This is a genomic window from Streptomyces sp. NPDC005435 (assembly GCF_040703155.1).
Lineage (GTDB): Bacteria > Actinomycetota > Actinomycetes > Streptomycetales > Streptomycetaceae > Streptomyces.
The window spans coordinates 18,831-32,046 of the sequence record NZ_JBEXEQ010000016.1; the positions used below are offsets into that span (position 1 = coordinate 18,831).

At 72.1% G+C, this 13,216-nt stretch carries 12 protein-coding genes; 6 read left to right on the plus strand and 6 right to left on the minus strand.

What is annotated here, in order from left to right:
• Positions 1-153: 153 nt before the first annotated feature.
• A complete protein-coding gene (locus AB0898_RS21100; protein WP_366804476.1) occupies positions 154-879 on the minus strand; it encodes a hypothetical protein in 726 nt (241 codons plus the stop codon).
• Positions 880-1,593: 714 nt separating this feature from the next.
• On the opposite strand from AB0898_RS21100, the gene AB0898_RS21105 reads away from it, so the two are divergent.
• On the plus strand, positions 1,594-2,460 hold the full coding sequence (locus AB0898_RS21105; RefSeq protein WP_366804477.1) for a hypothetical protein: 867 nt from the start codon (positions 1,594-1,596) through the stop codon (positions 2,458-2,460).
• 69 nt (positions 2,461-2,529) lie between these two features.
• On the opposite strand, the gene tpg is transcribed toward AB0898_RS21105, so the two are convergent.
• Together tpg and tap are read right to left on the minus strand one after the other, a co-directional pair.
• Positions 2,530-3,087 carry a telomere-protecting terminal protein Tpg gene (gene tpg, locus AB0898_RS21110; protein ID WP_366804478.1) on the minus strand — a complete coding sequence of 186 codons (558 nt, stop codon included), beginning with the start codon at positions 3,085-3,087 and terminating at the stop codon, positions 2,530-2,532.
• Between the two features lie 12 nt (positions 3,088-3,099).
• On the minus strand, positions 3,100-5,322 hold the full coding sequence (gene tap, locus AB0898_RS21115; protein WP_366804479.1) for a telomere-associated protein Tap: 2,223 nt from the start codon (positions 5,320-5,322) through the stop codon (positions 3,100-3,102).
• Positions 5,323-5,663: 341 nt separating this feature from the next.
• Here tap and AB0898_RS21120 point away from each other — a divergent pair, with 341 nt between their 5' ends.
• A complete protein-coding gene (locus AB0898_RS21120) occupies positions 5,664-6,254 on the plus strand; it encodes a hypothetical protein (protein WP_366804480.1) in 591 nt (196 codons plus the stop codon).
• Between the two features lie 77 nt (positions 6,255-6,331).
• Entirely contained in the window at positions 6,332-8,242 is a 1,911-nt protein-coding gene (locus tag AB0898_RS21125) for a PE-PGRS family protein (protein ID WP_366804481.1), read from the plus strand.
• A 73-nt stretch (positions 8,243-8,315) separates the two neighbouring features.
• Here AB0898_RS21125 and AB0898_RS21130 read toward each other — a convergent pair whose 3' ends face one another.
• Positions 8,316-8,690 carry a MerR family transcriptional regulator gene (locus AB0898_RS21130; protein ID WP_366804482.1) on the minus strand — a complete coding sequence of 125 codons (375 nt, stop codon included), beginning with the start codon at positions 8,688-8,690 and terminating at the stop codon, positions 8,316-8,318.
• 58 nt (positions 8,691-8,748) lie between these two features.
• On the opposite strand from AB0898_RS21130, the gene AB0898_RS21135 reads away from it, so the two are divergent.
• Positions 8,749-9,651: an NAD(P)-binding domain-containing protein gene (locus AB0898_RS21135; protein ID WP_366804483.1), complete on the plus strand. Its 903-nt coding sequence runs from the start codon at positions 8,749-8,751 to the stop codon at positions 9,649-9,651.
• Positions 9,652-9,755: 104 nt separating this feature from the next.
• The gene (locus tag AB0898_RS21140; RefSeq protein WP_366804484.1) at positions 9,756-10,205 is read left to right on the plus strand and encodes a spore-associated protein; all 450 of its coding nucleotides are present in this window, start codon (positions 9,756-9,758) and stop codon (positions 10,203-10,205) included.
• Positions 10,206-10,267: 62 nt separating this feature from the next.
• Here AB0898_RS21140 and AB0898_RS21145 read toward each other — a convergent pair whose 3' ends face one another.
• Both AB0898_RS21145 and AB0898_RS21150 read right to left on the minus strand, forming a co-directional pair.
• Positions 10,268-11,236, minus strand: a complete 969-nt coding sequence (locus AB0898_RS21145) for an oxygenase MpaB family protein (RefSeq protein ID WP_366804485.1) — start codon at positions 11,234-11,236, stop codon at positions 10,268-10,270.
• Positions 11,237-11,340: 104 nt separating this feature from the next.
• Positions 11,341-12,537, minus strand: a complete 1,197-nt coding sequence (locus tag AB0898_RS21150) for an FAD-dependent monooxygenase (RefSeq protein WP_366804486.1) — start codon at positions 12,535-12,537, stop codon at positions 11,341-11,343.
• Positions 12,538-12,667: 130 nt separating this feature from the next.
• Between AB0898_RS21150 and AB0898_RS21155 the strand changes: the two genes are divergently transcribed.
• A complete protein-coding gene (locus AB0898_RS21155; RefSeq protein ID WP_366804487.1) occupies positions 12,668-13,183 on the plus strand; it encodes a MarR family transcriptional regulator in 516 nt (171 codons plus the stop codon).
• Positions 13,184-13,216: the final 33 nt, after the last annotated feature.

Consider the following 13,216-nt stretch of genomic DNA (forward strand, 5'->3'; position numbering starts at 1 on the left):
GCCGGCCAGGGACAGGAGGGGCAGCGCGGGTTCGCCACGGGCGCGGATGCGGGCGCGGATGCTCCGGCTGGTTCACGATTGGTTCGTTCCGGGTCCGGATTCCGGCTTTGGGCGCTGACGGGCTGACGGGCTGACGGGCTGACGATCGGATCATCACGGCCGCCAGCGCGCGGCGACCCGGTCCGCCACCTCGCAGGCGGTCCCGCAGTCCGGGCAGGTGGCTCGGCCGAACAGATACGGCAGACCGCGCGCCATGAACTGGTGCCCGTCGGCGAGAGTACGGTCGTACAGGCGCTTCGCCAGGCCCTCCAGCTCGGCCGGCTTCGCCGGACGAAGGGGCACCTTCTCCACCTCGCGCAGGGAGTAGTCGTCACTGGCGGAGAAGCAGCCGTTCTCGCCGATCACGATGAACAGGTCGACACCGCAGCAGGGACAGTCGACCTCGTACTCACCGGTCTGCAGACCTTCGAGGCAGCGGTCCCAGATCTCGACGCCCTCGAAGGAGAGCAGGCGCTGGAGCAGCGGTATGTAGTTCTCCGGGTCATCGTCCGCGCGTAGGCACTGGTCCGTCAGCCGGTGCAGGGCCGCGATCGGCGCCGAGTAGGCCTCGAACACGTCGCTGCCGCCGGGGGCGCAGGCCATGATCGCTCCAGCCGCCGACAGCGCTGCCTGACGGTCCTCGCCGTCACACCTCGACGCGAGGCCGGCCAACCGCGGCAGAGCCGCGAAGCTCGCTGAGAACGCGGTGTCCAGCTGGGGACACAGGTGATCCATCAGCTCCGACCAGACACCGCTCGCATCGCCCTCGAACCGGTCCAGCAGGGCTGGAACATGGTCCGCGGCACCGCACACGTCGCTGAGCGTCGACCAATTCGTCATACGCGGATCCCCTCAGGCCGCGTAGTGAGGGCGCGGGGGCAGCAGGGCCCTGGACTGTTCGCCGCGGAGCCGACGTCAGCAGAACCAGGCGACGAGTCGCACCTGGTCCGCACCATGGATTCGCCGAGTGTCCGCATCACGCTCCAGACCGGCCCCCAGGAGCTGTCGTCCCCGGCGGCCGATTCCCGGCTTCGCGCACCGGAGCCGCCCGTGTCCCGCCAGTCGGCCGAGGTCAGCGAGGGCGTCGTAGGCGTTGCGCTGTTGAGCAGGAAGAGGTAGATGGCGGCGTGCCACACGGAGTCCTCGTCGTCGGGACCCCGGAGACGGGCACCCGGTCGGCACTCGATCATCCCGCTGACTTCGGTGGCCGTGCGGGGATGCTGCCCGCACGGGCTGTGGGTCCGCATCTGCTTTTCCTGTGACTGAGCAGCAGATCTGTTCCATGAGCACTGGACTTGTCGTGCCGCGCATCCGGGTCGACGGGCAGGACGGCCCTCGTTGAGGCCGGCCCGGAGGGTTTCGTCGGTCGATGAGGGCGGTGCGCCGAAAAGGTTTGTCGTGAGGACGGACGTCGACGATGATCCCCTCGTGACGACCGGAAAGGGACATGCCGTCTAGGCGCCCCGCTCCGCTCTCCACCGCTCGCGCGCCGCCGACCGCACTCACCGCAGCGACCGATGGCCGTGACCGCCCGCCAACAAGGAGAGCCCGCCCGTGCGGAAGACTTCCCTCATTCCCTACGCCCACCTCCCCCGAGCGCACCACAACCGCCACGTCCTGACCAGTACCGTCGACGTCTTCGGAGCCGCCCACTGGCTGCTGGCCGAGCGCGCTCCGCAGCGCGGCGGCGATGTCGTGCCCTTCGACGCGCTGGTCGTCTCCGTCCATCCGGGCGGCAACGCCGAACTCACCGAGCTGAGCGCCGTGCGAGCCCGCTGGCCGCACCTGGACCGCCTGTCGGCCGGTGGGTTCGTCGTCGCCGCGTCGCGCGCCCGTCGGCACGAGGACGCGAACCAGGTCCAGGTCTTCGACGCGCTCGGGCGCGAGACCTCGTCCTTCTCCGTCGGGGACGCCATCGAGCACCTGCTTGTTGACGAGGCCGACCATGTCTGGGTCGGTCATTTCGACGAGAACCCGGCCGGAATCCGCCGCTGGAGCGCCACGGGCCGCCTCACCTGGACGTCGGACGGTGCCCGCATCCCCGGTCTCTTCGACTGCTACGCGCTGAACGTGTCGGGCACCACCGCCTGGGCGTGCCCCTACCCGGACTTCCCGCTCGTCGAGATACGCCCCGACCGCACCGACAAGCCCGTGAGGGTGTGGTCGAACCACATACGGGGCGCCACAGCGGTGGCCGTCCACGGCGAGCAGGTCACCTTCTGCGGCGGCTACGGCGAGGAGCGGGACCGGCTCGCTCACGGAGAACTCACCGAAACCTCCGTCGAGCCGACGGAGGCCGGCCTGCTCACCCTGCCCAGTGGCCCTGTTCCCCGCCACCGGCGGGTCGTCGGCCGAGGAAGCCGGATCTATGTCCAGGCCGAGCCATTCACCACGTGGGGCGTGTTCGACCTCAGCAGCTGACATCCAGCGCTGGAGAGACCTTTCCGCTCAGTGACACTTTCCTCCAGGTCTCCTCACCAAGTGCCGTATCTACAGCTCGAACTCCAGGTGCTCCACGTCCGTGAACCGCACTTCCTCCAGGCTGCCGGCGCGGCGGCCGCCGTCCTGGAAGTAGACCTCCTTGAGCGCTTCGGCCGTGATCTGCTTGAGTTCGCGGTCGTCGGCGCCGGCTTCCTGGGCGGCGAAGAGGCGGGCGGCGTACTGCGGGGGCAGGGCGACGGTGAGGTGGCGGACGCGGTCCTGGTCGGTCGATCCGATCGGTGCGGTGTAGCCCATGCGGGCGCGGGTGTCGATGACGATGCCATCCGTGGACGCCGCCTTCTGGCGGGCCTTGGCCCGGATCTGGGGCTGCCACCGCTTCTTGACCTCGCGTTCCAGGCGGGCGGCGAGGTCGGGGCGCGGCGTCCTGGCCTGGCCCGCCACGTACCGCTCCACCTGCCGCTGGGACATGCCGAGCAGTTCGGCGGCCGCCTTCGTGCCCTTGAGCTGCTTGACCAGGTACCGCATCTGCGGGCCCGCGGTCTTGGGGGCCGGGCGGGTGAACGCCTTCTGTACGGCCGCGTCCAGGCCGTCCCCGAACTGGGTCATCGTCGCCTTCTCCTACTCGCCGTTGTCGGTGTCGGTGACGGTGCCGTCCTTGATGTAGCGGGCGAGGTTGAGTTCCGGGGCGTTGAACCGCTCGCGGACCTCCTCGCCCCACAGGGCGCTCTGCGTGCCCTCGTGCTTGACCAGGCCCGGGTTGACGCCGAGCTTGAAGCCGCCGGGCAACGGCTTGCCGTCCCGGTAGGGCAGGAAGTCCAGCGGGCTCTCTCCGGCCGCCGCGTAGACGACGCAGTCGGAGAGGACCGCGACCGGGTACTGACCGGTGAACGCCGCGTGCCTGACGATCTTACGGTGGAGGTTGATCCGGGTGCGGGCGATGACCGCGGCGCGGATGTCCGGCCGCCAGGTGGGGCGGGCCAGGGCGCGCCACGGCTCGCCGGGCCGCCAGCCCTCGCCGCGCGGGCGCTCGCGCAGCTTGCCCAGGCCGCCCTTGACCGTGGCCTTGATCGCCGAGACGACGATCGCCAGTTCCGGGTCGCGGCCCTTGTAGCCGTCCATCGCCGTCAGGAAGTCGGCCGGCGGCAGGTCGGCGTGGACTCCGAGGTCGGCCATGGTGGCGAGGTAGGCGTCGCGGAGCCGGTTGTACCAGCCGTCCAGGTAGCGGCCGTTCTCGTGCCGTACCCAGGCCTCCAACGGGCGTACCTCGTAGCCGAGTTCCACCGCGTACGCCACGGTCGGCGTGGCGTACCAGGCCGGACCGGCCGGGCGGTCGCCCTTCGGCGTGAACGGGCTGGGCAGCAGGCCGGCGTCCAGCTCCACCCACTCCTTGCCGGCCTTCACGCGGGACAGGTCGACGTGGGAGAGGTCCACCAGCCAGCTGCCGGGCAGCTTCGGGTCGAACACCGGTGCCTTGAGGTGCGTGGGGGCGCCGAGGCCGACGATCAGGCCGTTGGCGCCGGCCGCGAAGGCCATGTTCACGTCGATGCCGACCAGGTGGCGCAGGGTGCATTCGGCGTCGGTCATCGGGCGCGCCCAGTCGTACGCCTCCTCGAACAGCTTCTCCGCCGGGCCGCGTACGTGGAAGCGGGGCAGGTCCTTGAGGACGGGATGGCCGTCGGGGGCCTCGCACGGTGCCGGGTCGACCGGGTCCTTGCCCAGGCTGCCGGGGTTGTACTCGGAGTGCCGCTTGCCGTCGGCGTCCGGCGCGGAGGCGCGGGTCGGCGGGTGCAGCGCGGTCATCAGCTCCAGGCCGGTCACGGCGGTCGAGCCGCGCGGCGTCATCACCCGCGCGGCGTACACGCCCAGGACGCGGGCGAGTTCGGCCGGCGGGAGCTGCCCGGCGTCACCCCAGTGCCGCGTGTCGAGCGCGTGCCAGGAGGGGACGCACAGCTGCACGCAGGCCCGCTCCGAGCCCTGCGCGGGGCGGTAGATCCGCGCCCACGGCCCGAACCCGCGTTTCGTCAACCGCCAGTCGGCGCGCGTCAGTTGCCTGATGACCTTGTGGCCTTCCGGCAGGCGCCCGGCGAGCCGCTCCTCCTCGGTGAGTCTCGCGGGGAGGCCGTAGCGCTCCAGGGCGGCCTCGGTGAGGACGAGCAGCGGGTCGGCGTCCTTGCCGGAGCCGGCGAGCCTCGGCTGCCCGAGCTTCGCCTCCCGCAGCGTCCACTCCACGAGCGCCGGGATGCTTTTGGCGGGTACGTCGAGGACCAGGCCGCCGGTGCAGTACGCCAGTGCGTTGCCGTCGGTGTCGACGTCCACGACGGCGAGGGGGCCGTTCTCGAACCGGGGGTCGGTGCCCGCCAGGGGCGCCGTCCGCGCGCTGGGGCGGCGTGGCGTCGACGACGGGGTGGTGGCGGGTGCCGGGCGGGTCGCTGCGGCAGGAGGGGTGGGAGCCGAGGCCGGCGTCGGGGCGGGAGTCGGGGTGCTCGCGGTCGCGGTCGCGGCCTCCGGGGCCGGGGCCGGGGCCGGATCTGTGGCCGGAGTCCGCGTCTGCGCCGGGTCGGGTGCGCCGGTGGCCGGTGCGGCCGGCTCCTCCGGTGCGGGGTAGAGCTCCGCGAGTTGTCGCAGCAGCCGGGCGTACGCCTCCCGCTCCGGGCCGCGCGGCTCGGTCGGCTTCTTCACCGACTCCCACCCCGACACCGTCGCCCGGCGCACCTTCAGGGCGGCGGCGACTTCGTCCAGCGTCAGACCGTGCGCGGTACGCAGCCGCTTGCGCTCCCCCGCCGACGGCAGCGAAGACCGGGACGCGACCAGCGCGTCGACCGCGTCGAACAACTCGGACATGGACTACCTCCCGCCGAGAGTCTACCCGAATGACCGTACGCATGGCGGACTTTCACCGTACGAAGCGCGTACGGTGTGCGTGTAGCCGGCTGCCGGTACCGACAGCGCTTCGCGCAGCCGGCCGAGGGTCGGTCGGCGGGAACCTCATGCGCTCCCCCACCTCGCCCGGCACAACAGTGACCGGCACGATACCGACCGGCGCCGGGGTGCGGGACCCGCCGGGAAGGTCCCCGCCTCTCCGGCCGGCACGGTGGCCGGAACGCGGCGGGACATGTACGGGGTGGGGCGGCGGCTTGTGGGAGTTCCGCTCGTGGAATCCGTCGGCTCACTACGGTCGGTCCATGACCAGTGACGCGATTGTCGCCGGCGGGGCTGTCCGCGCGGCATGGGACTCGTACCGGATCCTGGAGAACCGCACGCCGGACGAGGAACGCCGGCAGGCACAACGGCGCCTGCGGGCCGCGATGGACACCTACGGCCGGGACGAGGTCTCCCGGGGCTCGGTCTTCCTGGCCGGCGTGCTCACCGCGCACATCGTCGGCCTTGAGGAGGACGGCGAGGAGGACCGGATCGACCCGCTCGGCGATCTGATCCCGGCGGTGGTCCGCAAGCTCCCCGGCTTCGAACTGGCCGACCCCGCCCAAGTGCCGATGGTCACCGGTGTCCTCATGGCCGCGGCCATGGGCATGGACACCGTGGCCTGGCGCGACCGGTTCGGGCCGATCCCACCGGCGGAGGCCCTGGCCACACCTTCGCGCTCTGGCTGCTCGCCGACCTCTTCGACCACCTCGCCGAACAGCCCGGCGCCACCGACCTGCTCATGCGGGAGACTTTCAACTCCCTCGTCGGCGAAGCTGGTTGACAGTCGTCTTCCGCACCCCGCCGGTCAGCGGCCGGCGCAACGGCGCATCCGGCAGGATGACTTCTCATGACCTGTGGAAGAGACAAGTTCCAAGAGCTGTTGCGACAGGCGGGGTTGGAGGTCGTAAAAGACCGGCGGGGCGAAGACGTGCTGCCGCCCCGGGGCGCCTGGCGGCCGGGCCTCCTCGACGGCGTCGAGGAGGCCGTGGCCGTACGGCGGGACGCGCCCGATCTGGCAGCCCAACTCCATGAGCAGTGGCGCGAGTTGGCTGCCGGAAGCGGGATTCTCAACGAGGACGGTGTCTTCCTCATCAGTGTCGCCGGGAACCCGGCGGGCGAACGCTGGACGCGAGTTCGGCTCACCGGTCGGTGGGACCTCCTCGCGGTTCTCGGCGGGGGGCAGGGGGAGTTCCTCACCCTCGCGGTGGACGGTGGCGCCCTGGTCAGGGTGACCGCCGGGGAGGACGAGGTGCGGCTCACCCTGCTCGACCGTCTCGCGGAACGGCGGGAGGCGGCCGCTCGGGAGGCGGTGCGGGAGACGGCCTCGGAGCGGGAGGCCGCCTGGGCGGGGTTGTTCGACGGGCCGGAGCCCGCGGAGGAGGTGCGCAGGGCGTGGGCGGACGGGCTGGTCCTCAATCCGGCCACGCCCGACGAGCTGCGCCACGGGCTGCTCGGCTGGTCGCCCTGTCTGCTCGTGCGCGATCTGCCGTCGGCGGTCGTCGAGGCGGCCATCGCTCACCCGGACCGGCGGCTGCGGGAGGAACTGGCCGAGAGGCAGTCGAACATCACGGCCGAGCAGTGGGGCCGGCTGCTCCTGGGCGAAAAGGAACCCCGGGACCGGTGGGTCATCACCCTGCTCGCGGCGAACCGGCGCGCCGAACTCCCCGGCACCGTCTACGAGCAGCTCGCCGCCGACACCCACGTGCCGGTCCGCGAGGAGACCGTCCGCTTCCCCGGCCTTCCCGCGACGCTGCTCTCCGCTCTGGCCGCCGACGCCGAGCCGTCCGTACGGGTACGGGCCTGCTGGTCGGCGTGGTCGCGTCTGGACGGCGCGACCCGGCTCGCACTCCTCGCCGACCCCGACCGCGAGGTCCGTGTCAGAGCGCTCCTCGAGCACCACCGGGACCATCCGCTGTCCCTGTCCGTCTACGAGGCCGAGGGGCTGAGAAAGCACGCGGCGGAGTCCTGCCTCCTGGAGCGCGGCCTCGCCGAACACCTGGCCCGCCACACCGATGTGGACCTGCGCCGCGCCCTCGCGGGCAACCCGTGTCTCGACCCCGACCTGGTCGCCCTCCTCGCCGAGGACCCCGACGCCGGCGTCCGCTACACGATCGCCAGACGCCCCGATCTCACCGAGGAACAACGAGCCGGTATCCGCTACGACTTCGACCCCGACACCTACTACCGCACTCTCGACTGGGTCATGGCCCTGCACGACGATCACCGCGCCATGCGCCGCCTGGCCGCCTCCTCCCACCCCCTCGTACGACGGAGCGTCGCCCGCGCCAGACGACTCCCGCCGGACGTCGTCGCGCTCCTCGCGCGGGACGAGGACCGTGTCGTACAGCTCTTCCTCGCCGAGTCCTGCGACGACGCCCCCGCCGACATGCTGCTGCGCGTCTGGCAGTGGTGGACCGGCAGTCTCAGCGCCCCCGACCGGCCGCACGGCCACCCCAACTTCCCCCGTCGCGGCCTGCTCCGCCACGCTGCCGACCCGAACCCCCGGATGCGCCAACTCGCCCTGGACGACCCGGAATCGACGGCCGAGCTGGTGGAGGAGTTCAGCCGGGACACCGATGACGAAGTGCGGTACCGGGCCGCGAAGGACCCCCGGCTGACGCCCGCGTCGGCCGTACGGCTGCTCGACGACCCGGATCGCTCCGTACGCCACGCGGCCGCCTGCCACCCCCTCCTGCCGGCTCGCGTGCTGATCCGGCTGCTCCGGGACACCGGAACCGCACAAGTCGCGGCCGCCCACCCGGCGTTGCCCGTCCCCGTGATGGAACAGATGCTCCAGTGGATCCGGCGCCCGGACCGCACCACCACGCCGGAGCCATAAACCGGGTCAACCGGCAACTTCCCCGTCCACGGCCCGCGTTCGGCCCGGCAGCGTCGCTTCCCGCTCACCGTCGTCAGCGCGAAGCGGCGCCCCGGGGCTGAAGCGGGCGGCCGACAAGAGAGTCGAGGATGTCGCGCGCGGCGATCAGGTCGTCGATCGCCGCGCTGATCCGGCGGCGCTCGCGCGCGAGGCCGTCGACGAGTTCCGGGCATGTCCCGGCCAGGACGACGGTGTCGTCGACGGCGCCGGGAAGGATCTCCGCGACGACGGAGGTGCCGAGACCGGCGGAGAGCAGGATCTGGACGCGCCGCACGGTGGTGATAGCGCGTTCGTCGTAGTCGCGGTAGCCGTTCGGCAGGCGGGTCGGGACGAGCAGGCCCTGCTCCTCGTAGTAGCGCAGTGAGCGCGGGCTCACGCCGGTGCGCCGGGAGAGTTCGCCGATTCTCATGGGGAGAGTCCAGCAGCGCTTGACCTTCACGTCAATGTGAAGGTTTAGCGTGCTGTGCATGACCACGACCTCCGCCGAGAACACTCGGCCGACTCCCGTGACTGTCCTCGGACTTGGCCCGATGGGCCGCGCCATCGCCTCGGCCTTCCTCGACGCCCGCCACCCGGTGACGGTGTGGAACCGTACGCCGGGACGAGCCGGGGACCTCCCCGGCCGGGGAGCCGCCGAGGCCGGCTCGGTCCACGACGCCGTGCTCGCCGGACAGGTGATCATCGTCTGTCTCCTCGACTACGACGCGGTACGCGCCACCCTCGAACACGCGCCTGCCGACTGGGCGAACCGGCGACTGATCAATCTCACCAGCGGCGAACCTGCCCAGGCCCGCCGGATGTCCCAGTCGGCCGCCGCGCGCGGGATCGACTATCTCGACGGCGCGATCCTCACCCCGACCCCGGCGATGGGCACACCGGCCGCCGCCGTCCTGCTCAGCGGCGCCCGCGACGTCTACGAGAGCGTTCAGGGGACCATGGCCGCCGTGGGCGCCGCCCCGCTGTACCTCGGCGACGATCCCGGCCGGGCGTCCGCCTACGAGATCGCGCTGCTGGACGTCTTCGCCACCTCGGTGAGCGGGATCGTGCACGCCTTCGCCCTCGCCTCCGCCGAGGGAATCGAGCCGGAACGGTTCGCCGCCTTCGCCACCGGCATCGGCGGACTCCTGCCGGAGCTGATCACGCGTTTCGCCCAGCAGCTCCAGTCGGGCCGCTTCCCGGGAGACCGGTCCACCATCGCCTCCGCCGCGTCCGGGATCGCCCACGTCATCAGCACCGCCGCCGGCCACGGAATCGACGTGGGGGTGCTCGCGGCGGCGAAGAGCATCACCGACCAGGCCATCGCGGACGGCTGTGGGCCGGACGGACTGGCCCGTCTGGCGACCGTCCTGCACAAGACCGGACGCGTCTGAACTCCCAAGCCGGGATGGACTTCCCCCGCCGGTACAACCATCCCGATGTGCCGTGAGTCACACCAGGCAGGAGCAACGAACTCCAACCAACACAAGGGGGAAATATGCGATTCAGCCGTTCCGTGCTGGCCGCCGTCGGTGCCGTGGCCCTGGCCGCGGGAGCCACCACCGCCCTGGCCTCCCCGGCGTCCGCCGCGCCCAACACCACGCCGCAGAAGGTCTGTGGCAGCGCGTACAAGACCGTCAACTCCGCGCCCGTCGGCTCCCTCGGGACCGTCTACCTGACCTACAACTCCGCCAACGGCAAGAACTGCGTCGTCACCATCCGCAGCACGCCCGGCACGGCGACCGACATGGCCGCCTGGATCTACGTCCCGGACACCGACGTCTACGACCAGGACTACGGCAAGTACACCTCGTACGCGGGGCCCACCTACGTCTACGGCAAGGGCCACTGCGTCGACTGGGGCGGCCAGATCCGTAACGTCTACGTGCAGATCACCGGCTCCAACTGCGCCTCCCTGAAGGAACAGCGCGTCACCACCGTCCGCTGAACCCACGGGGCCCCGGCGGGACGTCACACCGTTCCCGCCGGGGCCGCGCGCCGCTCCCTCCCTCAGGGCCGGGACGCGGGAGGCCGGGGAGGGAGCAGCCATCTGATCAGGCCCGTGACCGCCGAACCGGCCGGAGCCACGCACCGGCGCTCCACCCCCGGCAGCACCGGCAGGCGCAGCTCCTCCCGCGCCCAGCCCGGAAGCAGGGACACCGCCGCCGCGCCCAGCACGAAGTACACGGGCAGGACCGGTGCGGGCAGCGGCGGCCGGAACAGGATGTACCGCACCGCCTCCCGGGCCTCGTCCGTCGCGCGCAGCTCGGGACGGTAGGCCGCGATGCGTTCCGTCAACTCCTGCCAGGACAGCGGTGGTTCCTCAACTCCCAGCGCACCGGCGACCCTCGCCATGTCCGCCACGTACCCGTCACGGGCCGCCGCGTCCAGCGGGCGGGCACCGTATCGCTGATGGGCCGTCAGGAAGCAGTACGCCTCCGCGACATGCACCCAGGTCAGCAGGTGCGGGTCCGACGCGTGGTACGCCTCGCCCCCGGCGGTGGTGCCCCGGACGCGCTCGTGGACCGCCCGGACCCCGTCCACCGCCCGCTGGGCGTCGTCCGCCGCGCCGTACGTGGTGTACGCGAGGAACGTGCTGGTGCGGGCCAGGCGGCCCCAGGGGTCACCGCGGTAGCCGGAGTGCGTCGCCACCGCCGTCATCGCCAGCGGGTGCAGGGACTGCAGGAGCAGTGCGGCCAGGCCGCCCGCGAACATCGAGGCGTCCCCGTGCACCACCCGGATCGGACGGTCCGCGCCGAACCAGCGCGGGCCGGGTGTGCCGTGCACGCGGCGACGGCTCTCCGGACCGTCCGGGCCCGCCACACCGCGGAACAGTGCCTCCCCCAGCCGGCCGCGCAGCCCCCGGCGCGCGACCGGGACGGCCGCTTCAGGCCGGGACCGGGCGGTCGCCTCACCGACAGGGGCGGGCGCCGCCGTCGCGGGCGGATCCGGGGCCGGGTTCCGGTGCGGCACGCTCATCGGTCTCACCGTCCCAGGTGCGCGGATGAGGAAACGCGGGTGCCCCATCGACCTTACGCCCCGAGCAGGGCCCGGGACGGCGTGGACCGCCCACTCCCCCGGCGTCAGCCCGCCGCCGCGTAGTCCGGCAGCCGCAGCGCCGTGCTCGCCGCGCGGCCCTCGGCGCCGGTCAGGGAGGCCGTGTCGCGCAGGGCCTCGTTGCGGGCGGCGAGGAGTTCGGGGGTGCTCGGGGCGACGAAGGAGCCGCCCATGGTGGCCAGGGCCTGGTTCTGCTCGACGAAGCCGCGCGTGAGCCGCTCGTACGCGGCGAACGCCTCCTCGTGACGGGCGTGCCGGGCCAGCTCGCCCGCCAGGACGTACGCGCCGACCAGGGAGACGCTTGAGCCCTGGCCGGAGAGGAACGAGGTCGCGTGCGCGGCGTCGCCCGCCAGGGCCACCCGTCCGCGCGACCACACCGGCATGTGGATCTGGCTCACGATGTCGAAGAAGAGGTCGTCGGCCTCGCCCATCGCCTCCACCAGCCGGGGGATGTGCCAGACGTGCTCGGGGAACGTCTTGGCCACCAGTTCCCGCTGGGCGCCGGGGTTGCGGAACGCCTCGTAGGGCGGCTCCGCCTGCGTGAACGTCAGGAAACCGTGCAGACGGTCCGACGGCTCGTGGGCGTACAGCACCGCCGCCCGGCCCGGGGTGTTCCAGATGACGCCCTCGTGGGCCAGGCCGAAGTCGTTGTCCAGGGTGAAGCCGGCGAAGGTGTAACCGAGGTAGTGATGGAACCGCTCCTCGGGGCCGAAGACCAGGCCGCGGGTGTGGGAGTGCAGGCCGTCGGCGCCGATGACCAGGTCGAACGTGCGGCGGGTGCCGCTGTCGAAGACCACGTCCACCCGGTCGCCCCGGTCGTCCAGGGTCGCGATGGAGTCGCTGAACAGGAACTCGACCCGGTCGCGTATCGGGGTGTAGAGCGCGTCGGCCAGGTCGCCCCGGCGCACCTCCAGGTCCAGACCCTCCGCGCCGCCGGTCAGGGACTCGGGGCGCAGGGAGGCGATCGGGGCGCCGTCGGGGCCGACGAAGGACAGCGTGCGGGTGTCGACGTGGGCCTCGCGCAGGCGCGGGAGCAGGCCCATGCGGTCGACGACCTCGCGGGCCGTGCCGCGGATGTCGATGGCGTAGCCGCCGCCCCGTACGGCGGCGGCCTTCTCGACGACGGTGACGTCGAAGCCGTACCGGTCGAGCCAGTAGGCGAGGGCGGGGCCGGCGATGCTGGCGCCGGAGACGAGGACGGTGCGGTTCTCGGAGTGGTTCACTGCGGGGGTCCTTCCGGAACAGGCAAAAGATACGTACTTTAGGTATCCTTTTGGGGAGTGCGGGTATCCCCGGGACACCTTCCGGACCGAGCATATAGATACCTAACTTAGGTATGCAAGTGGAGTGAATGTGAACGCCGAATCCTCGGACAAGCCGTCGGTGGACGTCCTCGCCGTCCTGCCCCGGCTCGCCCAGTTGACCAACGCCCTCAACCGCGGGCGCCTGGCCGAACGCGCGACGGCGGCCACCGGGCTCTCCCTGGACCGGCCCGCCGTGGGCGTGCTCGTCACCCTGCGCATGGCGGACCGGCCGCTGCGCGTCGGCGAGATCGCCGAGCGGATGCAGGTCGTCGGCCCGCACGTCACCCGCCAGGTGCAGGAACTCGAACGACGGAGCCTCGTACGGCGCATCGGCGACCCCCACGACCGGCGCGCCAGCCTCATCGAGCCCACCCCCGAGGGCACGGAGGCCGCCAACCGCTACGCCGCCTCGCTCGTCGGCTGGTTCTCCCAGGCCATCGCCGACTGGTCCGACCAGGACCGCGACGACCTCGGACGGCTCCTCGGACGGCTCGTGGACGACGTCACCGCCCGCATGAACCGGCTCGACACCGAGACCGGAGGGGAATCCCCGGCGGCCGGCTGACCTCGCGGCCGCGGGCTCACCCCGTCATACCCC